Genomic DNA, 20,493 nt, shown 5'->3' with positions numbered 1-20,493 from the left:
CCTAGTTGCGCCGCCGGAAGTCGCTGGGGCTGACGCCGACGCACTTGCGGAACACGCGGGAAAAGTAGGTGGTCATCATAGCCTACTTCACGCCCGACGCTGGCGATCGGCTCCTGGGTGGTTTGCAGCAGCAGCTTGGCGCGGATGACGCGCTGATCTTCGGCCAGCACAGCAGATTGTGCCCATCTGCTCGCGGAACAGGTGCGCGAGGCGCGACGGCGACAGGCAGACGTGACGCGCCACCTCCTCAATTTTCACCTCGCTCGCCAGATGGTTGGTGACATACTGACACGCCTCGATAATGCGCGGATCATCTTCCACGGCGCGCAGCAGCAGGCGCTCCAGCAGATTCATTGCCAGCTCTTCGGCGAAGCGGCGGCCGGAGTTGTGGGTCTGCTCAATGCTGGCGAACAGCCGATCGAACTCGCCGCGCAGCGTTTCGTTCAGGCGCAGCCGCCCTACGCCTTTGCGCACGTCCTGCCACTGCAGCCAGTCTTTCCAGTAGGCGCGCGGTCGGAAGTAAACCCAGCAGTGATGCCCGTCGGGGCTGTCTGGCGCGCGGCCATAGTAGTGCGCGGTTTTCGGCTGAAACAGCAGCATATCGCCCGGCAGGCAGTCGAAGCCGTTTTCGCCGTCGAACACCAGGCCTTTGCCTTTGATCGTGAGGTTAAGAATAAAGCCTTTCATACCGTGGGAACGGTCGATAAAAAAGTCGAGCGGCCCGTCGGCCGTAGTTGTCCCAGATACGCCCAAACTGCAGGCCGCTACGTGCTGCACCGGCGGCGTATTGGAGGTCGTGGATGAAGCCATAATATTCTCCCGTATCAGGCCACGGCGGCCGCTTGTGAGGTTTTGCGCATCGCCAGGCTCAGCGTCTGCTGCTCCGTGGCGTCGTCATGCAGCACTTCTCTCCGGCACTCGCTCCTTCGCGGTCGGCGAGACCCATCACTTCCGGCAGATCGCTGGAGGCGAACAGCACCGCAATGCCTTTGCTCGCCAGCTTGTAGATCAGGCGATAGCCGGCAACAAACACCAGCAGCGTAATCATCAGGGGAAGATGACGTTTGATCATAGAGAACGTCTCCGTTTCAGCATCGCCAGAAAGCGTGGCGACAGCAGCAGCACGCCCATCACCATCACTGCCTTCACCACCTGATTCAGCTCCGGCGGAAAACCATACAGCAGAATGCCGTGTTCATCGCCTGAATAATCAGCGCGCCGCTCAGCGACAGCTCCAGATTAAAGCGGCCGCCCATCAGCGAGACGCCGCCGATCACCACCACCAAGATCGCATCCAACTCCAGCCACAGGCCGGCGTTATTGGCGTCGGCTCAGCGAATATCCGCCGTTACGATCAGGCCGACCACCGCCGCGCACAGCCCGCTGAGCAGATAGGCGGACATCACCACCAGCCAGTCGGTCACGCCCGCGTTGCCGACACGCGCAGGTTGATGCCCACCGCCTCGATAAACAGCCCGAATTCGGCGTCAGCTCGACATTGGCGTTGGCTTCGCCCGCCAGCATCGCCCTGTAGATGTCCGTTACGCCGTCGATCGAGCCGGTAAAGATATCTTTGTCCGGCTTCAGCCCCGCCTCTTTGATCGCCTGAATCGCGCCAATGGCCATATCTTCGTTGTGCGCGTGAACTATGCAGATGTTCTTGCCGTTGTTTTCCGTTTGCGGTCTATCGCCACGCTGGCGCCGACGGTGCCCTGCAGCTCAACCACGTTGCATTACTGCGCAAGATTACCTGTTTAAATTTCGCAAAGTGAATAATCTGGAAAGCCTGGAAAAACTCTACGATCACCTCAACGACTCCCGGTCGGCTGTACGACCTGGGATGCGTGCCTAAAACCGTCTGGCGTTACGTCGTCTGACACCGCGATACAGACCTGCACGCTATGCAGCGCTGACGCGCGAGCAGGCCCTGTCTGGACATGCTATTCTCTCCCGCTCTCTCCCGCTTCTCTTTCCGCAACAGGCCCCTACCATTACTGACTCGCTCACCCCGCTGCGCCTTGGCTGCTGGCTGCTGGTGCCCCTTGCCTGGCTGATTATGACGATGCTGACCAGCGCAATGGTGCTGGCGATGTACCTCAGCCCGCGGCTCAACGCGGAATGGCGCGCGACGCTGTTTTCTCACGGCGGCATGCTGGTGACAAACTGGGCAGTTTCCCTGCTGACCGCGCTGGCCGTCTGGCTCTACAGCCTGTGGGTATGCTGGATTTTCTGTCAGCGTTCGCGCCGTCTGCCGCGTCACTACATTATCTGGCTGCTGCTGGCGCTGAAAACCTTCGCCTTTACGCCGGTGGTCGACGGTAAGGCGGCGCAGACGCTGCTGTTCCCCCTGCTCGCCGCGGCGGTGTTCGTACCCTATATCAAGCGTTCTCAGCGGGTAAAAAAACCTTTGTCCGGCCGTAACGCTGTGAGTTTCGTCAACAATTTAATTTTGCGTGCGGAACGGCGCGCGGTGGTTGAGATAGCGTCACAGATCACAGATAATAGGCCGCTTTCCGAATTAATGGCGAAAAAATGACCGATCATCTGCTGTTTTTTGTAAGCACTGTGCTGGTAAACAACTTCGTTCTGGTGAAGTTTCTCGGCCTCTGTCCCTTTATGGGCGTGTCCAAAAAGCTGGAAACGGCGATTGGCATGGGGCTGGCGACCACCTTCGTCATCACGCTGGCGTCGATTTGCGCCTGGCTGGTGAATCACCTGATCCTAGTGCCGCTCGACCTCGTCTATCTGCGCACCATAGCCTATATCCTGGTGATCGCCGTTGTGGTGCAGTTCACCGAGATGTTGGTGCGTAAAACCAGCCCGTCGATCTACCGCCTGCTCGGCATTTTTCTGCCGCTTATTGCCACCAACTGCGCCGTGCTGGGGGTGCCACTGCTGAGCGTCAACCTCAACCACACCTTTTTACAGGCGGCCCTTTACGGCTTCAGCGCCTCGCTCGGCTTCTCGCTGGTGATGGTGCTGTTCGCCGGCATGCGCGAGCGCCTGGTGCTGGCCAACGTGCCCGCACCGTTTAAAGGCTCCTCTATCGCGCTGGTGACTGCCGGCCTGATGGCGCTGGCGTTTATGGGCTTTACCGGTCTGGTGAAATTCTGATGAGCGCGATCTGGATTGCTATTCTGGTTTTAAGTGCGCTGGCGCTGGTGTTCGGCGCCCTGCTAGGCTACGCTTCGCACCGCTTCGAAGTGGAAGAAGACCCTATCGTCGAGCAGATCGACGAGCTACTGCCGCAGAGCCAGTGCGGCCAGTGCGGCTATCCCGGCTGTCGTCCCTATGCGGACGCGGTCGGCAACAACGGCGAGGCGATCAACAAATGCACGCCGGGCGGCGAGCAGACCATGCTGAAGCTGGCGGCGCTGCTTAATGTCGATCCCCAGCCCATCGACGGCGACGTCAGCGCCAAAGAGCCGGTGCGCACAGTGGCGTGGATTGATGAAGAGAACTGCATCGGCTGCACCAAGTGCATTCAGGCCTGTCCGGTAGACGCTATCGTCGGCGCGACGCGCGCCATGCATACCGTACTGAGCGGCGTCTGTACCGGCTGCGATCTCTGCGTCGCGCCCTGTCCTACCGACTGCATCGAGATGCGCCCAGTGGCGACCACCACCGCCAACTGGAAGTGGGACCTTGAAACCATTCCTGTACGGGTGATTCCGGTAAAAAGCCATGCTTAACCTGTTGAATATCTTTCGTAAAGAGAAGCTCTGGGATTTTGAGGGCGGCATTCATCCGCCTGAGATGAAAACCCAGTCGAACGGTACGCCCTTGAGCCAGCTGCCGCTGCCCGACTGTTTTATCATCCCGCTCAAGCAGCATATCGGCCATGAGGGCGAAATCTGCGTGGCGCCGAGCGACCGGGTGCTGCGCGGCCTGCCGCTGACCTTCGGCAACGGGCGCATGCTGCCGGTGCACGCGCCAACCTCCGGCACCGTCGAGGCTATCGCCCAGCATATGACAGCACACCCCTCGGGGCTGTCGGAGCTGTGCATTTTTCTCACGCCCGACGGCGAGGATCGTTGGGCGCCCCTTGAGCCGATCGCCGACTACCGCCAGCGCGACCGCGCCGATATCGTGCAGCGAATTCATAATGCCGGCGTCGCCGGTCTCGGCGGCGCGGGCTTCCCGACCGGCACCAAGCTGCGCGGCGGACTGCGCGGCGTTAAAACGCTGATTATCAACGCCGCCGAGTGCGAGCCCTATATCACCGCTGACGACCGCCTGATGCAGGACTGCGCCGCAGAGGTGCTCGAAGGCAGCCGCATTCTCGCCTGGGTTTTGCAGGCGGAGCGCGTGCTGATCGGCATTGAAGACAACATGCCAGAGGCGATTGCCGCGCTGAAGCGCGCGCTGGGTGGCGAACGCGATCTGCAGATCCGCGTGATTCCGACCAAATACCCCTCCGGCGGCGCCAAACAGCTGACAAAAATTCTCACCGGGCTAGAAGTGCCGCACGGCGGTCGCTCCACCGATATCGGTGTGCTGATGCAAAACGTCGGCACCGCCTGGGCGGTGAAACGCGCCATTATCGACGGCGAGCCGCTTACCGAGCGCGTCGTTACCCTTACCGGCGAGGCGATTTCGCAGCCGCGCAACGTCTGGAGCCGCATCGGGACGCCCATAAGCCATCTGCTGCACCAGGTCGGTTTTACCCCTTCCGCGCGGCAGATGGTGATTATGGGCGGGCCGCTGATGGGCTTTACCCTGCCGTCGCTGGACGTGCCGGTGGTGAAGATCACCAACTGCATCCTCGCCCCTTCCGCAAGCGAAATGGGCAACAATGAGGAGGAGCAGTCCTGTATTCGCTGCTCCGCCTGTGCCGACGCCTGTCCGGCCAGGCTGCTGCCGCAACAGCTCTACTGGTACAGCCAGGGCGGCGACCATGACAAAGCGCGCGCACACCATATCGACGACTGTATCGAGTGCGGCGCCTGTGCCTATGTCTGCCCGAGCAATATTCCGCTGGTTCAGTACTATCGCCTGGAGAAGGCGGAACTGCGCGCCATCGATCTGGAAGCGAAGCGCACCGCCGAGGCAAAAGCGCGCTTCGAAGCGCGTCAGGTGCGCCTGGAGCACGAAAAACTGGCGCGCGAGGCGAAGCAGGCCGCCGCTGCCGCGGTCGATCCGGCCGTGGAAGAGGCGCAGCGCCAGGCGCATCTGCGTCAGGCTGAGGCGCAGGCGCTGAGCCGTCAGACAGAGGATCCACGCAAGGCGGAGGTGGATGCCGCCATCGCCCGCGCTAAAGCGAAAAAAGCGACCGCGGCGGCAGCGCCGGACGGCGCTGCTGCATCGGACGATCCACGCAAGGCCGTGGTGGAAGCCGCCATTGCCCGCGCGAAAGCGAAAAAAGCCGCCGCCGCTGGCACCCTGACCGAAGAGGTGCTGCCGGTAGAGGATGTGCCGCCGATCGATCCACGCAGCGCCGCTGAGGAAGCCGCTGTCGCCGGCGCCAGGGCGAAAAAAGCGGCGCAAGAGTCAAAAAAGGACGTCGTGACCCTCGACGTTGCATCTCCTGAGGCGCGTTCGTCGCACGACGCACGTAAGGCAGCGGTCGCTGCCGCTATCGCCCGGGCCAAGGCGCGTAAAGCGCGGTCGCCGTCGACGTTTGAGGAATAAATGGCTTTTCGTATCACAAGTTCTCCCTATACCCATAACCGCCGTAGCACCGGTAACATCATGCTGCTGGTGGCGCTTGCGGCTATCCCTGGCTTTGCCGCACAGTGCTACTTCTTCGGCTACGGCAGCTTGTTGCAGGTGCTGCTGGCCGTGCTTACCGCTTGGCTGGCGGAGGCGGCGACTTTGCGCCTACGCAAAGCGCCCATCGCCACCAACCTGGCGGATCACTCCGCCCTGCTGACCGCCGTGCTGATCGGCATCAGCCTGCCGCCGCTCGCGCCCTGGTGGCTGGTGGTGATCGGCACGCCGTTTGCCATCATCATCGCCAAGCAGCTTTACGGCGGCCTGGGACAGAACCCCTTCAATCCGGCCATGGTCGGCTACGTGGTGCTGCTGATCTCCTTCCCGGTGCAGATGACCAGCTGGCTGCCGCCGGACGTCCTGCAGACGATCAAACCGGGGCTTCTCGACTCGCTGAGCATGATCTTTACCGGCCATACGCTGGCGGGCGACACCATGCAGCAGCTGCAGCTGGGCGTGGATGGCATCAGCCAGGCCACGCCGCTCGACAACTTCAAGACTGGCCTGCGCGCCGGCCACAGCGCAGAGCAGCTGCTGGCGCAGCCGATTTACAACGGCGTGCTGGCGGGGCTCGGCTGGCAGTGGGCGAATATCGGCTATCTGACGGGCGGCCTGTTCCTGCTGGGCAAAAATGCCATCCGCTGGCATATCCCGGCGGCGATGCTGCTATCGCTGGCGTTTTGCGCCACGCTCGGCTGGCTGATCTCGCCGGAGAGCCTGAATACGCCGCTGATTCACCTCTTCTCCGGCGCTACCATGCTCGGCGCCTTTTTCATCGCCACCGACCCGGTTACCGCCTCTACCACTAACCGCGGCCGCCTGATTTACGGCACGCTGATTGGGCTGCTGGTGTGGCTGATCCGCAGCTTCGGCGGCTATCCGGACGGTGTAGCCTTTGCGGTGCTGCTGGCCAATATCTGCGTGCCGCTTATCGACTACTACACGCAGCCGCGCGTTTACGGCCATCGCAAGGAGTGATCGATGATCGAAACCATCCGTAAAAACGCCGTCACGCTGGCACTGTTCGCCGTCTTTACCACAGGTCTGACCGCCGTGGTGAACCACGTGACCAAACCGACCATTGTGCACCAGATGGCGCTGAATCAGAAAAACCTGCTCGATCAGGTGGTTCCCACTGATCTCTACGATAATAAGATCCAGCAAGAGTGCTATCTGGTCAGCGACCCCGCACTGGGCAACAGCGCGCCGCACGCTCTCTACCTAGCGCACAAACAGGGCCAGCCGGTTGCGGTCGCGCTTGAGACCACCGCGCCGAACGGCTATTCTGGCGTCATTCAGATGCTGGTCGGCGCCGATTTTCACGGTAAAGTGCTGGGCGTGCGCGTGATTGAGCATCATGAAACGCCCGGTCTCGGCGACAAGATTGAACTGCGTATTTCAGACTGGATTAACAGCTTTATCGGCAAAGTGGTACATGGCGCCGACGATAAGGCCTTCGCGGTGAAAAAAGATGGCGGCGAGTTCGACCAGTTTACCGGCGCCACCATCACGCCGCGCGCGGTGGTCAACGCCACCAAACGCACCGCGTTACTGATAGAAACCCTCAGCGGCAGGCTCTCGTCGCTGCCTGAATGCGGAGACGCACATGAGTGAAGCGAAAAACTTGCTGATTGGCGGACTGTGGAAAAACAACTCGGCGCTGGTGCAGCTGCTGGGCCTCTGTCCGCTGCTGGCCGTGACCTCAACCGCCACCAACGCCCTCGGGCTGGGGCTGGCGACCACGCTGGTGCTGACCATCACCAACAGCGCTATCTCCGCCTCGCGCCGCTGGATGCCCTCGGAGATCCGTATTCCGATTTACGTGATGATTATCGCGTCGGTTGTGAGCTGTGTTCAGATGCTGATCAACGCCTGGGCCTATGGCCTGTATGAGTCGCTCGGCATCTTTATTCCGCTGATTGTCACCAACTGCATTGTAGTCGGCCGCGCCGAAGCCGTGGCCTCGAAAAGCAGCATTCCCCTCGCCGCGCTGGATGGCTTCGCCATTGGCATGGGCGCCACCTGCGCCATGGTAACGCTCGGCGCGATGCGCGAACTGATCGGCAGCGGTACGCTGTTCAACGGCGCCGATCAGCTGCTTGGCCCGTGGGCGAAGGCGCTGCGTATTGAGGTGGTGCATTTCGATTCGCCGATGCTGCTAGCGATGCTGCCGCCCGGCGCCTTTATCGGCCTAGGAATGCTGCTGGCGGCCAAATATCTACTCGATCAGAAAATGAAGCAGCGCGCCGCGCCGCCGAAGCGGCGGACGCTGAGCTGCTCGCGCACGCCGGGAAAGCCATGTGAATCAGACAAGGCGCATCGAAATCCTGTCGCGTCTGCGCGACAACAACCCGCACCCCACAACGGAGCTTAACTTCAGCTCGCCGTTCGAGCTGCTGATCGCCGTGCAGCTGTCGGCGCAGGCCACCGACGTCAGCGTCAACAAGGCCACCGCGAAGCTCTATCCGGTGGCGAATACGCCTGCCGCGATGCTGGCGCTGGGCGTGGATGGGGTAAAAGAGAACATCAAAACCATCGGCCTGTTCAACAGCAAAGCCGAGAACGTGATCAAAACTTGCCGCATTCTGCTGCAGCAGCACGGCGGCGAGGTGCCAGAGGATCGCGCCGCGCTGGAGGCGCTGCCGGGCGTGGGCCGTAAAACCGCCAACGTAGTGCTGAACACTGCCTTCGGCTGGCCGACCATCGCCGTCGATACCCATATTTTCCGCGTCAGCAATCGCACCCGCTTCGCGCCGGGAAAAAACGTGGAAGAGGTAGAGGCGAAGCTGCTCAAGGTGGTGCCGGCGGCGTTCAAAGTGGACTGCCACCACTGGCTAATCCTGCACGGCCGCTACACCTGCGTGGCGCGCAAGCCGCGCTGTGGAGCCTGCCTGATCGAGGATCTGTGCGAGTATCCCGACAAAACCGAGATTTAACGGGCGCCGCGTCGCCCTTTTCTTTTACTGCGCCAGCGCCGCCTGCAGCTAGGCGTTCAACAGCGGCGATGCTTTCTGCTGCAGTGCGGGCCTCTCCGACTGGAACAGAGTGGCTATAAAGAACGGATGACCGATCAGCTCCACGCCGCATCCCATGAGATGATGCGCAGGTTTTTGCCCTCCAGCGCCTCGCTAAAGGCGGGGTTGACGCCGAAGTTACAGTGGTAGCCCTCATCGCTGCTCTGCGCCCCGTACGCTTCAGCGATGCGCGGCCGGGGGCAAAGTTTGCCTCGCCGCGCTGCTCCACCAGCGAGCAGCTCAGCGACGCGATCACCATACACGTCCTTCGCTATCGGTTTCCGTATGGTTGGCATCCTGCCAGCCCCACACATTGCGCGCATACTCAATTACCGCATACTGAAAGCCGCCGCAGGAGCCGAGCAATGGCTGATGGTTTTCACGCGCCCAGCACAGCGTCTCATAAGCGCTGTCGCAGACGTACGGGCTGCCCGGCACACCCAGACGGCGTCGCTGCTTTGGACGATCTCAGACCGATCGGGCCGGTCGGTGGCCAGCCAGCGAAAGGTTACGGCAATATTCAGCGCCTGCGCCGCGCGTTCAATTGCCATCGGAATAGCCTGATGCGCCACTGCCTCTGGGCGATAATCGCCGACCAGCGCGAGAGTGAGAAAAGTTGACATCATTACATCCTGTAAGGGGAAATGGTGAGGTTACAGGATCGTTAAGTTACTGCCAAGAAGGGAAAATTTTCATTCTGGACCGCCTGTTACCAGAGAGAAAACGTAATTCGCCGACGCATTAACCGCAGAGCGTCTCCTTCTGATTTGTTGCCGTTTCGAGCCATTAATCGCCATTTTTTTCGCCTTATCGGGCGTCGCAATCGGTTTCTTCTTTTACCTATTGAATTAATTGGCAATTTTGTGCGTAAGATCAACTTTATGCGCAGCGCGGGACTGCATGCTGACACTTATGGTGATAAATCAATCTAAATACTCGAAAAAGCAGGAAAATTTAGGACAAATCACTGGATAACAACTTTCCTGCGAAGTGAATTACTACTCACCGGGTGCCAGGCAGCTTATCTGGTTATTTCACCTGCCACATATGAAAAACAAACGTTTGTCTCTCTATAATTCATATTATTGAAATTAACATCCGATTACCTGCGCCGGTTCCATGATTAAACCTTGTGTCACCCAGGCTTTGCAGCGTTCAAAAAATTCTTGCCCTGCTGCGCGTAATCAGCCACATTAGGCGCCGCTTTTCCCTGCTTATAACAATGTCGCGCATGGGATATCTGGCCATGACGCCGACTTATTTCCTGTTGTAAAACAGGGTATGAGAAAAACTGAGGTACACGTGTCAACTGCAAACAAACATACTGATGAGGCGATCAGCCTCAATGCGTTCAAACAACCCAAAGCGTTTTATCTGATTTTCTCCATCGAACTGTGGGAACGCTTTGGCTTTTACGGCCTGCAGGCCATTATGGCGGTCTATCTGGTCAAACAGCTGGGCATGTCAGAAGCGGAATCCATCACCATCTTCTCCTCTTTCAGCGCGCTGGTTTACGGCCTGGTGGCGATTGGCGGCTGGCTGGGTGATAAGGTGCTGGGCACCAAGCGCGTTATCGTGCTGGGCGTACTGGTGCTGGCGCTGGGCTACGCGCTGGTGGCGTTTTCCGGCCACAACGTCACGACCGTTTATATCGGCATGGCCACCATCGCGGTAGGCAGCGGCCTGTTCAAGGCTAACCCCTCATCGCTGCTGTCGACCTGCTATGAGAAGGACGATCCGCGTCTCGATGGCGCCTTCACCATGTTCTATATGTCCATCAACGTCGGCTCGCTGTTCTCGATGATGCTGACCCCGTGGCTGGCGGCAAAGTATGGCTGGAACGTCGCCTTTTCGCTCTCCGTGGTGGGTCTGGTAATCACCCTGCTGAACTTCCTGTTCTGCAAAGGGCTGGTGAAGAACTACGGCTCTAAGCCCGACTTCGCCCCACTTCAAGTCGGCAAGCTGCTGATGACCTTGGTCGGCGTCGTGGTGCTGATTGCCATTGCTACCTGGCTGCTGAATCACCAGACGATTGCGCGCATTACGCTGGGCGTGGTGGCGCTGGGCATTATCCTGATCTTCGCCAAAGAGGCTTTCGCGCTGCAGGGCGCCGCGCGCCGCAAAATGATCGTCGCCTTTCTGCTGATGGTCGAAGCGATTGTCTTTTTCGTGCTCTATATGCAGATGCCGACCTCGCTGAATTTCTTTGCCATCCGCAACGTGGAGCACAGCATTCTAGGCATCGCCTTTGAGCCGGAGCAGTTCCAGGCGCTGAACCCGTTCTGGATAATGCTGGCCAGCCCGCTGCTGGCAGCGGTCTATAACAAGCTGGGCGACAAGCTGCCGATGCCGTTTAAGTTCGCCATCGGTATGGTGCTCTGCTCCGCCGCCTTCCTGGTGCTGCCTTTCGGTGCGAAGTTCGCATCGGATGCCGGTATCGTCTCCGTGAACTGGCTGATCCTCAGCTATACGCTGCAGAGCGTAGGCGAGCTGATGATCTCCGGCCTGGGTCTGGCGATGGTGGCGCAGCTGGTGCCGCAGCGTCTGATGGGCTTTATAATGGGCTCCTGGTTCCTTACCACCGCCGGCGCCGCGATGATTGCGGGCAAAGTGGCGGGCCTGATGGCAGTGCCGGAGAACGTAACCGATCCGCTCGTCTCGCTCAACGTCTACAGCAGCGTCTTCCAGCAGATCGGCATCGCCACCGCGGTGATCGCTGTGCTGATGCTGATCACCGCCCCGCGGCTTAACCGCATGGCGCAGGATCCGCAGGCGGATATGAATAAAGCGGAAGCCTAATCGCCTCTCCGCTGTCAAGCCGGGCCACGCGCCCGGTTTTTTTTGTCTTTTTTCGGCCTGGCGCGAGACGCTGGCGGCGTCACTGGCAAAAAGCCGGGAAGGCATTAAGCTGCATTGATCTTGTCGCAAACTGGAGGCCCATGATGAAACTCTACTGCAAGGCGGGCGCCTGCTCGCTCTCTCCGCATATCGTACTGCGGGAGTGCGGGTTCGACTTCACCCAGGTTAACGTCGACCTAGCGCAGAAGGTGACCGAATGTCGCGAAGATTACTGGCAGATTAACCCCAAGAGTCAGGTACCGACGCTGGAGCTGGTCGGCAACCTCACCCGCTACCATACGCTTGAGTGTCTCAGTTTTATCAGCAGCGAGCTGCACAAAACCTTTACGCCGCTCTTCAAACCCGCCCCCCCGGACGATTACAAACCGCTGCTACGCGCCAGGCTGACGCAACAGTTCCGCTTTGTCGATGACGCGCTGCGGGACAAAGCAGTGGCTGATGGGGCTGCGCTTCAGCGTGGTGGACGCCTATCTCTATGTGATGGTGCGCTGGGCGAGCGCGACTGGGCTGGAGCTGGACGCGCTGACGGCGGAAGGCCTGACGTAACGCAGGGGCCAACTGGCCCCTGCATGATTACAGTCGCTCGGCGGCAAAGTGCTGCGTCGACTGGGCGATGGCGTTCTGCGCCGCCACCAGCTGCAGCTCAAACTCGCCCATGGTGTGCGTATTCAGCATCACCTCATAGACCGCGGCGGTGACGTGCTACAGAGCGCGCTGCATATCCTTGCCGTGCAGCAAGTTCGGGGCGATGATGTCGCTGGCGGGCATGGCGTATTTGCAGTGATATTCCGCGACGCTGGGCGCCACGATGCTCCCCCCCCTTTTTTTCCGGATGGCCCATCACCGGATCGCAAAAGAACCAGGCGTCCTGGTTAGCGGCTTCCTGCTCGGCGGAGCCGAGATAGCCGCTCAGCACCGCGTCGCAGGTTTTCAGCCGGTCGATATCCTGAATGCCCTCAACGATATCGGTCAGATGCGTAGCGGGCATCACGGTGCCCGTCCATTAACCATACTGGGTGTGATTGGAGAACTGCACGGTATTGAGCGGCCAGACGTTGGCCCCCATGCGGCGCATCGGAAATTCGGCGGCGGCGTGGCCGAAGACGGCGTGCGACTGGATTGCGAGGATGTTTTTCATTATTTCCTGTACTGCCTTAACCATTGCCTGTCATAAAAAAGGGCTGGAAACCGGCCCTAAAGTGCTTCCTGCCAGACGATCAGGCAGTAGTGTTTTTTGCCGCGGCGCAGCAGCGTGTTGCGAGGATGTTTTTCATTATTTCCTGTACTGCCTTAACCATTGCCTGTCATAAAAAAGGGCTGGAAACCGGCCCTAAAGTGCTTCCTGCCAGACGATCAGGCAGTAGTGTTTTTTGCCGCGGCGCAGCAGCGTGTAGCGGCCAAACAGCTTATCGTTCTCGCTGAAGCGGTATTCCACATCCGACTGCTTCTTACCGTTGAGGGTGACGGCGTTAGAGCCGATCATGGTGCGTGCCTGGCCGCGCGACGGAACCAGTTCCGCCTTGACCAGCGCCTGCTGCAGATCGTCTTCCGCGCCCAGCTGAATGGTTGGCGTGCCGTCCTGCGCCAGCTGCTCGAAGTCCGCTTCGGTCATCTCGCTCTGCGCGCCGGAGAAAAGGCTCTCCGTAATGCGCTTCGCCGCCGCAAGGCCCGCCTCGCCGTGCACCAGACGCGTCACCTGCTCGGCGAGCACGTACTGCGCGCGCGGCGCTTTGCCGCTGTTTTTATCCTCTTCTTCCAGCGCGTTGATCTCCTCAAGGCTCAGGAAGGTGAAGAACTTCAGGAAGCGGTAAACGTCGGCGTCTGCGATGTTGATCCAGAACTGGTAGAACTTGTACGGGCTGGTTTTCTTCGCATCCAGCCATACCGCGCCGCCTTCGGTTTTGCCGAACTTGGTGCCGTCCGACTTGGTGATCAGCGGCACCGTCAGGCCGAAGACCTGGTTCTGGTAGAGGCGACGCGTCAGGTCGATACCGGAGGTGATGTTGCCCCACTGATCGGAGCCGCCAATCTGCAGCGCCACGCCGTAACGGTGGTTCAGCTCGGCGAAGTCGTAGCCCTGCAGCAGGTTATAGGAGAACTCGGTAAAGGAGATGCCTTGGTCGTCGCGGTTCAGGCGCTGCTTCACCGCTTCTTTGTTGATCATCTGATTAACAGAGAAGTGTTTGCCGATGTCGCGCAAGAAGGTCAGCACGTTCATGCCGCCGAACCAGTCGTAGTTGTTAGCAGCGATTGCGCTGTTGTCGCCGCAGTCGAAGTCGAGGAACGGCGCGACCTGGCCGCGGATCTTCTCGACCCATTCGCCGACGGTTTCGCTGGTGTTGAGTTTACGTTCTGCTGCTTTAAAGCTGGGATCGCCAATCAGACCGGTGGCACCACCCACCAGAGCGACCGGCTTGTGTCCGGCATCCTGAAAGCGTTTCAGGCAGAGCAGCGGCACCAGATGGCCCAAATGCAAGCTGTCAGCGGTCGGATCGAAGCCGCAATAGAGGGCGATCGGTCCTTGCGCCAGTCGCTCCGCTAACGCTTGCTCATCCGTTACCTGGGCGATTAAGCCCCGTTCCTGCAATTGTTGTATCAGGTTACTGCTGGTCATCACTGACTCCAAATTGATCAGACTGCACCTGTGCTGGTACACAGCTCTCCACTGAGTGCGGAATAATAAAGAGGGCTATAGCATAGCATAAAGCGCTGGCGACTTCTGTGCCAGCGCTGAGAGGAAAGAAAAACGCAGTTTCAGGGGGCTAAGCGATCGATTTTCCAGCCGTTGCCGTCGCGCTGGTAGAGGAAGCGGTCGTGCAGACGGTGTTCACCTCCCTGCCAGAACTCCATGGTGTGAAATTTCACCCGGTAGCCGCCCCAGAAGCTGGGCAGCGGCACCTCGCCCTGCTGGAACTTCTGCTTCAGCTCGAGGAACTTGCCCTCCAACACGCCTCGCGCCGAAATGCGGCTCGACTGGCGCGATACCCAGGCGCCGATCTGGCTGTCGCGCGGGCGGCTGTGAAAATATGTCAGCACCTCCAGCGGCGAGAGTTTTTCCACCTCGCCCAACACCATCACCTGACGCTCAAGAAAGTGCCAAGGAAAGTGCAGCGAGATTCGCGGATTGGCCGCCAGCTGCTGCGCCTTGCGGCTGCCCAGATTGGTGTAGAACACCAAGCTGTTATCGTCGTAGTGCTTGAGCAGCACGATGCGCTGGTAAGGCTGCCCCTGGTCGTCCACCGTCGCCACGGTCATCGCGGTGGGATCAGGTAGCTGCGCGTCGCACGCCTGCCTCAGCCAGGTTTCAAACAGCGCCAGCGGCTGCTCCGGCAGGTCTTTGCGACGCAGCCCACCGCGCGTATATTCGCGGCGCAGGCTGGCGATATCTTGCAGCGTGAAATTCGTGCTCATGCGGATTACTCATCATGCGCAGACTGGCTGGCAGGCTGCAGTTCACAATCATTCACGACGATTTTGTCGTCACGTTCGATAAAGGCGGTGTCGCCTTTGCTCCAGAGTACATATTTTCCGTCGCTGTAGCGCGCGCCCGAGGCGGACACCGCCCGCTTCAGCGTCAACGGCTGGCCATCCATAATAAAGCTCACCTGCTCGCTGGCGTTGTCGAGCGTGACGGTCAGCGGCAGCGTGCCGCAGCAGTAGTGCAGCGTCTGCGGCGGCTCAGGCTGCTTGTGCAGCAGGCCACAGCCCGTCAGCAGCAGCGAGGCGGCCAGCGTTAAACCCTGTTTCATCATGATTCTCCTTGTTCTCAATAGTGCGGATTGGCCGGATAGATGGCGCCAAGCACGCTCTTTTCCCGCGCGCCGGTGACGGCGGGCAGATTGCCCGGCAGCCCGGAAAGCGTACGGCAGGCCAGCCAGGCGAACGCCAGCGCTCCATATCGTCGCCGCGAATGCCCGCCGCGTCCGTAGTGGTAACTTCGGTGCCGAGCAGCAGCGCTGCCGAGCCGCGCCATCAGCAGCGTATTGTGCGCGCCGCCGCACACCAGCTGCCGATCGCAGCCGTCGTTTAGCTGCACCTGACGGGCGATAGTGACGTCGCTTAGCTCAGCCAGCGTCGCTTGCACGTCCTGCGGCGCCAGACCCGGGAACGGCTGCAGCTGGCACTCGACCCAGCCAAGATTGAAATGCTCGCGTCCGGTGCTTTTCGGCAGCGGTAGCGCAAACCAGGGATCGCTCAGCATGCGATCCAGCAGCGCGGGCGCCCACTGCCCCTCTTGATCGTAGGATCTCCCCTGATGGCGCCAGGTTCAGGCGTCCATCAGCATATTGCCCGGTCCGGTGTCATAGCCGCGCACCGGCTGGCCCGGCAGCAGCAGCGAGAGGTTGGCGATGCCGCCGATATTGAGCACCATGCGGCGCTCCACTACATCCATCAGCAGCGCCTGATGAAAGGCGGGCACCAGCGGTGCCCCTTGTCCCCCCAGCGCCATATCGCGGCGGAGAAAATCACCTATGACCGTAATGCCGGTCGCCGCGACGATCTGGTTGTTGTCGCCGAGCTGCAGCGTATGCAGCGCGTCTCTCTGCGGCTCATGCCAGACGGTCTGTTCGTGGCAGCCTATGGCGACGACATCGGCCGGCTTCAGCGCTTCGCACCGCAGCAGGGTATTAACCGCCTCGGCAAACAGCTGGCCCAGCTCGGAGAGCGTCAGCGTCTGCCCCTGACATATCGCCAAGATTTGCTGGCGCAGCGCGCCCGGCATCGGGTGGCAGTAGCTGGCCTGCCAGGCGACTATATTTTCATCGATGGCGGCTAGCACCACGTCTATCCCATCCAGGCTGGTGCCTGACATCACGCCGATATAACGTCCTGATTTCATGCTTTCTCCTTACTCCCTGGCGGAAGTGCGATTCAGACTGCGTTCAGTCTGGCAAATTCTCCGGCTCGATTCGACGTTTACCTCGCTTTTTTGCAGGACTTTGTGCAACAAATAACGTCGCGCGACTTTTTTTTTCGCCTGATCGAATTTTTGTTGATCGCCAATAGTCTATGCTTCGTTTTACCCTGCTTTACTAGGACTAAGATTAACTTGCTGTGTGTCTTATACTGTTTGCAGGATTTCGCGAAAGACATGGCGCATTTTTAAAGAAAGGAGTTACAGATGATCAAGCGTTTCGTAGCGGTCGCACTAGCTGGCATTACGCTGGCCGGATGCTCTAATACTAGCTCTCTGTCAGGTGATACCTATAGCGCCAGCGAGGCCAAACAGGTCCAGAGCGTGTCATACGGCACGCTGGTGTCGGTACGTCCGGTAAAAATCCAGGGCGGCGATGATAACAATATGATCGGCGCCATCGGCGGCGCGGTGCTGGGCAGCTTCCTCGGCAACACTATCGGTGGCGGATCGGGACGTAGCCTGGCGACGGCGGGCGGCGCCATTGCCGGCGGCCTGGCGGGCCAGGGCGTGCAGGGCGCGGTCAACAAAACCGACGGCGTAGAGCTGGAGATTCGCAAGGATGACGGCAACACCATTATGGTGGTGCAGAAGCAGACGGCAAGCCGTTACTCGATCGGTCAGCGCGTGGCGCTGGCTTCAAACGGCAGCCAGATCACCGTTTCGCCGCGCTAAACGCGCAGGCCCAAAAAAACCGATGCTCGCGCGTCGGTTTTTTTATTTTTCCCGATGCTGCAACTCAAGAATGTTTTTTCCCAGGCGGGCAATCAGCGTCACCATCTGATTGATCTCCTCGCGGCTGATGCCAGCCAGAATGTCGTCGCGCGTGGCGTCGATAACGTTTTCCACCTGTTGGATAATGAGCTCCGCCTGCTGGGTCAGCTTGATGCGCTTGGCGCGGCGGTCGTTGGCGCAGGTGGCGCGGGTAATCAGCCCTTTCTCCTTCAGCTGATCCAGGGTGCGCACCAGCGAAAACTGCTCGATGCCTATCTCCTTCGCCAGCTGGATTTGCGACTGTTCCGGCGGGAGTTGATGAATTTTATGCAGCGTAACCCAGTGCGTCTGTGTCAGTTCAAGCGGCCTCAGTCGCTGATCGATCAACGCGCGCCAGATGCGCACCAGGCGAGACAAATCCGTTCCAAGGGGTGTATCCATTTAATCTCCTTATAATTAGCTTGCTAGCTATCAAGCCAGATTTTACTCTGCAAGTTTACAGGACAAATTATAAACCCCAGGCGAAGCCGCAGTGCGTCGTCTACGCTTTTTGAGACCCATGCTTTGGACTATCAGGAGAATACCACGTGGCTCTTTCCGCTTTTCTAGCGACTCGCCCGCTGACCGATCTGGTGTTCGGCGCGTTTATCTTCTGTCCGCCGCTGTTCAAGGCGGTGCTGCTCGGCTTCTTCTTCTGGCTGATTGTTCACCCGCTGCTGCGCGGCTGGACCTACTCTGGCGACGTCTGGCACCCCACGCTGCTCGCTCTCTCTATGTTTGTGCTGTGCGTCAGTGCCGCACTGTTGCTGCTGAGCTACGGGTATTCGCAATGAAATTCAATCCACTGAAATACTTTTCGACGCTGGTGGTGTTCACCGCCGCGCTGCTGGCGGGCTGGTGGATGTGGAACTACTACATGCAGTCGCCCTGGACGCGCGACGGCAAGGTGCGCGCCGAGCTGGTGGAGATTACCTCGTAGGTTTCCGCCTGCATTCTCGGCGTGGCGGTGAAAGACAATCAGTTTGTGCATAAAGGCCAGACGCTGGTAACGCTGGATACCGTGCCCTAGCAGATCGCGTTGGACGACGCCGAGGAGCAGCTGGCCAAAGCGCAGGCGGATCTGGCGAAGGCGCAGCATGAAGCCAAGCGGCGCGCGAGCCTACCACGCAATGTGATCTCCGCCGAAGATCGCGATGCCGCGAACCTCAACGCCGTCTCGGCGACGGCCAGCGCCAGAGCGACCGAAGCGGCACGTGATCGGGCGCGCAGGAACCTGCAACAGACGACGCTGGTCGCCCCCGTCGACGGTTGGATCAGCAACCTGACGCTGCGGCCCGGCGATTACGCCACCGCGGGCACCCCGCTTTTCGCCCTGGTGGACAGTCACTCCTGGTATGTACTCGGCTACTTCGAAGAGACCAGGCTGCGCCGTATCCAGCCCGGCGGGCCTACGCAGATCGTGCTTTACAGCAACGGCGCACGCCTGCAGGGCGAGGTGGACAGCATCAGGCGGGCGATTTATGACCAGAGCATCGACAACGACAGCAGTCTAGTGCCGGACATCAAGCCGAACATGCCCTGGGTGCGTCTGGCGCAGCGCGTGCCGGTGCGCATCGGCTGAGCGCCGAGCGCCGTGCAGGACGGCGTCCCGCTGGCAGCGGGCAGCACCTGCACCATCAGCATCCCGCCATGAATCTGCGCTGGCTCGCCTGGGATAACCTGCCGTGGGTGAAGGCGGACGCCGGCCAGTGGCGCTACGCCTTGCGCAACGCCATCGCCATGTGTCTGGCGCTGAGCATCGCCTGTGGTCTCGACCTTGACGAACCCTACTACTGGGCGATGACATCGGCGGCGCCATCAGCAAGAGCCTCGGGCGCATCTTGGGCAGCCTGCTGGGCGACGGCGCGGCGCTGCTGATTGCCGGGCACACCCTGAACGAGCCGTAGCTGTTCACCTTTTTCATTGCCGGCTGGCTGGAGTGCTGCACCGGTATCTCCAACCACTATCAGAACAACGTCGCCTACGCCTTTTCGCTGGCGGGCTACACCGTCGCCATTATCGTCTTCAGCAGCGTCAACCTCAGCGACGTCACCGACCTCTAGACCTTAACCCAAGCGCGCGTCTGCGAAGTGATCGTCGGCATTCTCTGCGCCGGGCTGATGATGATGGTGCTGCCGAGCACCTCGGACGGCGACACGCTGATCCGCTCGCTGCAGGAGATGCGTGGCCGCCTGCTGGATCATGCGCAGCTGCTGCTGCAGCCGACCGACGGCGAAGGGGGTCGCAGCGCGCATGAGACGGTTATTAGCCAGATCCTGACCATGAACCTGCTGCGTATCCAGGCGTTCTGGAGCCACTACAGCTCCAGCAGCTGCGCCTGACCAGCGCGTGCTCTCCAGTCTGCGGCGCATGCTGTTGAACTGGCCCGACGCGCTGGAGGCGCTGATGCAGGAGCTGGCGCGTGCAGCGTGACGCCCGCCGCAGACGACGACTACCGCCAGCGCGCCTTTTGCCAGAGTCTGCGCGACTTTTGCTGGATCTACCTCAACGTCAGTCGCTGGATCCGGCTGATCGAAAGCGCCGAGGCGGGCTGGAGCGCGCTGCGCACCTTCGCCGTGATCGTCACCGGCTGCGCCTTCTGGATCGCCACCCAGTGGTCGTCCGGCGCGGCGGCGCTGCCCCTCACTGCCATCGCCTGCGTGCTCAACTCCTCGGCGCCCTCGCCCAGCGGTAGCGTATCGCTGCTGCTGAAAACCCTGTTGTGGCTGTCGCTGTTCAGCTTTGTGATGAAGTTCGGCCTGATGGTGCAGATCTCACAGCTGTGGCAGTTCTTGCTGTTTCTCTTTCCGCTGCTGACCACGCTGCAGCTGTTCGAGCTGCAGCAGAAGCCGCGCGCTGCGCTGTGGGGGGCAGTTTATCGTCTTTATGGGATCCTTTATTTCGGTGACCAATCCGCCCTGCTGGGACTACGCCGATTTTCTCAACGACAACCTCGCCAAAATCTGCGACGTCATGCTGGCGTGGCTCGCTTTTCAGCTGCTGCGCTGGGGCGTAGTGCCGCTGAACTGTTCGCATATTGTCTGGCAGCTGCGCGACTACCGGCCCGCCTCGCTGGCGCAGCAACAAGATCGAACTGATTTAAAACAAGCACCGCCGGTCACAGCCTGGGCAACTAAGTTTCCCGCTTCAGTCTGCTGCGGACGGCAGGCTGAAGCCCTCCCTCCTGCTGCACCCTCACCTTTTTTTGCCATAATGCGCGCTGCTTAATTCCTGCTATGA

At 60.2% G+C, this 20,493-nt stretch carries 13 protein-coding genes and 13 pseudogenes; 15 read left to right on the top strand and 11 right to left on the bottom strand.

Annotated features, from left to right (window positions below; genetic code table 11):
- Positions 1-4: 4 nt before the first annotated feature.
- From araC to EIO60_RS12330, 4 pseudogenes are all read right to left on the bottom strand, one after another.
- A pseudogene (gene araC / locus EIO60_RS12345) lies at positions 5-810 on the bottom strand (arabinose operon transcriptional regulator AraC); the annotation flags it as partial.
- 14 nt (positions 811-824) lie between these two features.
- A pseudogene (araG, locus tag EIO60_RS12340) lies at positions 825-1,018 on the bottom strand (L-arabinose ABC transporter ATP-binding protein AraG); the annotation flags it as partial.
- A 50-nt stretch (positions 1,019-1,068) separates the two neighbouring features.
- Positions 1,069-1,477 (bottom strand): annotated as a pseudogene (locus EIO60_RS12335) (ABC transporter permease); the annotation flags it as partial.
- 2 nt (positions 1,478-1,479) lie between these two features.
- A pseudogene (locus tag EIO60_RS12330) lies at positions 1,480-1,733 on the bottom strand (sugar ABC transporter substrate-binding protein); the annotation flags it as partial.
- Between EIO60_RS12330 and EIO60_RS12325 the strand changes: the two are divergent.
- From EIO60_RS12325 to nth, 9 genes and pseudogenes are all read left to right on the top strand, one after another.
- Positions 1,733-1,877, top strand: a pseudogene (locus EIO60_RS12325) (HHA domain-containing protein). The pseudogenes EIO60_RS12330 and EIO60_RS12325 sit on opposite strands and share 1 nt — an antisense overlap.
- Before the next feature lie 113 nt (positions 1,878-1,990).
- A pseudogene (locus EIO60_RS12320) lies at positions 1,991-2,421 on the top strand (DUF2569 domain-containing protein).
- Positions 2,422-2,532: 111 nt separating this feature from the next.
- Positions 2,533-3,114, top strand: a complete 582-nt coding sequence (rsxA, locus tag EIO60_RS12315; protein WP_258576947.1) for an electron transport complex subunit RsxA — start codon at positions 2,533-2,535, stop codon at positions 3,112-3,114.
- A complete protein-coding gene (rsxB, locus tag EIO60_RS12310; RefSeq protein WP_258576946.1) occupies positions 3,114-3,692 on the top strand; it encodes an electron transport complex subunit RsxB in 579 nt (192 codons plus the stop codon). The genes rsxA and rsxB overlap by 1 nt, the downstream gene beginning before the upstream one ends.
- Positions 3,685-5,631 (top strand): electron transport complex subunit RsxC, encoded by a 1,947-nt coding sequence (gene rsxC / locus EIO60_RS12305; protein WP_374058187.1) that lies wholly within the window; start codon positions 3,685-3,687, stop codon positions 5,629-5,631. Before rsxB ends, rsxC begins: the two co-directional genes overlap by 8 nt.
- Positions 5,632-6,690, top strand: a complete 1,059-nt coding sequence (rsxD, locus tag EIO60_RS12300; RefSeq protein ID WP_258576945.1) for an electron transport complex subunit RsxD — start codon at positions 5,632-5,634, stop codon at positions 6,688-6,690.
- Positions 6,691-6,693: 3 nt separating this feature from the next.
- Complete coding sequence (gene rsxG / locus EIO60_RS12295) at positions 6,694-7,326, top strand: electron transport complex subunit RsxG (RefSeq protein ID WP_258576944.1); 633 nt, start codon at positions 6,694-6,696, stop codon at positions 7,324-7,326.
- Positions 7,319-7,960 (top strand): annotated as a pseudogene (locus EIO60_RS12290) (electron transport complex subunit E); the annotation flags it as partial. The gene rsxG and the pseudogene EIO60_RS12290, both read left to right, overlap by 8 nt.
- A gap of 52 nt (positions 7,961-8,012) precedes the next feature.
- The gene (gene nth, locus EIO60_RS12285) at positions 8,013-8,648 is read left to right on the top strand and encodes an endonuclease III (protein ID WP_258576943.1); all 636 of its coding nucleotides are present in this window, start codon (positions 8,013-8,015) and stop codon (positions 8,646-8,648) included.
- A gap of 48 nt (positions 8,649-8,696) precedes the next feature.
- Here the strand turns inward: nth and EIO60_RS12280 are convergent.
- Positions 8,697-9,349, bottom strand: a pseudogene (locus EIO60_RS12280) (glutamine amidotransferase-related protein).
- A gap of 679 nt (positions 9,350-10,028) precedes the next feature.
- Between EIO60_RS12280 and dtpA the strand changes: the two are divergent.
- Both dtpA and EIO60_RS12270 read left to right on the top strand, forming a co-directional pair.
- Positions 10,029-11,525, top strand: a complete 1,497-nt coding sequence (dtpA, locus tag EIO60_RS12275) for a dipeptide/tripeptide permease DtpA (RefSeq protein WP_258576942.1) — start codon at positions 10,029-10,031, stop codon at positions 11,523-11,525.
- Between the two features lie 143 nt (positions 11,526-11,668).
- Positions 11,669-12,131: pseudogene (locus tag EIO60_RS12270) on the top strand (glutathione binding-like protein).
- A 27-nt stretch (positions 12,132-12,158) separates the two neighbouring features.
- Here EIO60_RS12270 and pdxY read toward each other — a convergent pair.
- From pdxY to EIO60_RS12245, 5 genes and pseudogenes are all read right to left on the bottom strand, one after another.
- Positions 12,159-12,723 (bottom strand): annotated as a pseudogene (gene pdxY, locus EIO60_RS12265) (pyridoxal kinase).
- A gap of 192 nt (positions 12,724-12,915) precedes the next feature.
- Positions 12,916-14,199 carry a tyrosine--tRNA ligase gene (tyrS, locus tag EIO60_RS12260; protein WP_258576969.1) on the bottom strand — a complete coding sequence of 428 codons (1,284 nt, stop codon included), beginning with the start codon at positions 14,197-14,199 and terminating at the stop codon, positions 12,916-12,918.
- Positions 14,200-14,339: 140 nt separating this feature from the next.
- A complete protein-coding gene (gene pdxH / locus EIO60_RS12255; protein WP_258576941.1) occupies positions 14,340-14,996 on the bottom strand; it encodes a pyridoxamine 5'-phosphate oxidase in 657 nt (218 codons plus the stop codon).
- A 5-nt stretch (positions 14,997-15,001) separates the two neighbouring features.
- On the bottom strand, positions 15,002-15,334 hold the full coding sequence (locus EIO60_RS12250; protein WP_258576940.1) for an MliC family protein: 333 nt from the start codon (positions 15,332-15,334) through the stop codon (positions 15,002-15,004).
- Positions 15,335-15,351: 17 nt separating this feature from the next.
- A pseudogene (locus EIO60_RS12245) lies at positions 15,352-16,425 on the bottom strand (anhydro-N-acetylmuramic acid kinase).
- A gap of 282 nt (positions 16,426-16,707) precedes the next feature.
- Between EIO60_RS12245 and EIO60_RS12240 the strand changes: the two are divergent.
- The gene (locus tag EIO60_RS12240) at positions 16,708-17,175 is read left to right on the top strand and encodes an outer membrane lipoprotein (RefSeq protein ID WP_258576939.1); all 468 of its coding nucleotides are present in this window, start codon (positions 16,708-16,710) and stop codon (positions 17,173-17,175) included.
- Positions 17,176-17,217: 42 nt separating this feature from the next.
- Here the strand turns inward: EIO60_RS12240 and slyA are convergent, their stop codons facing one another.
- Complete coding sequence (gene slyA, locus EIO60_RS12235) at positions 17,218-17,655, bottom strand: transcriptional regulator SlyA (RefSeq protein ID WP_258576938.1); 438 nt, start codon at positions 17,653-17,655, stop codon at positions 17,218-17,220.
- A gap of 146 nt (positions 17,656-17,801) precedes the next feature.
- Here slyA and EIO60_RS12230 point away from each other — a divergent pair, with 146 nt between their 5' ends.
- From EIO60_RS12230 to EIO60_RS12220, 3 genes and pseudogenes are all read left to right on the top strand, one after another.
- The gene (locus EIO60_RS12230) at positions 17,802-18,047 is read left to right on the top strand and encodes a DUF1656 domain-containing protein (protein WP_258576937.1); all 246 of its coding nucleotides are present in this window, start codon (positions 17,802-17,804) and stop codon (positions 18,045-18,047) included.
- Positions 18,044-18,907 (top strand): annotated as a pseudogene (locus tag EIO60_RS12225) (efflux RND transporter periplasmic adaptor subunit). The gene EIO60_RS12230 and the pseudogene EIO60_RS12225 overlap by 4 nt, the downstream one beginning before the upstream one ends.
- Positions 18,904-20,343, top strand: a pseudogene (locus tag EIO60_RS12220) (FUSC family protein); the annotation flags it as partial. The pseudogenes EIO60_RS12225 and EIO60_RS12220, both read left to right, overlap by 4 nt.
- Between the last annotated feature and the right edge of the window lie 150 nt (positions 20,344-20,493).

It is taken from the genome of Candidatus Pantoea persica (assembly GCF_013753875.1).
Lineage (GTDB): Bacteria > Pseudomonadota > Gammaproteobacteria > Enterobacterales > Enterobacteriaceae > Pantoea > Pantoea persica.
Note: the sequence above shows the minus strand (reverse complement) of the source record. Positions and strands in the feature narration are given on the sequence as shown.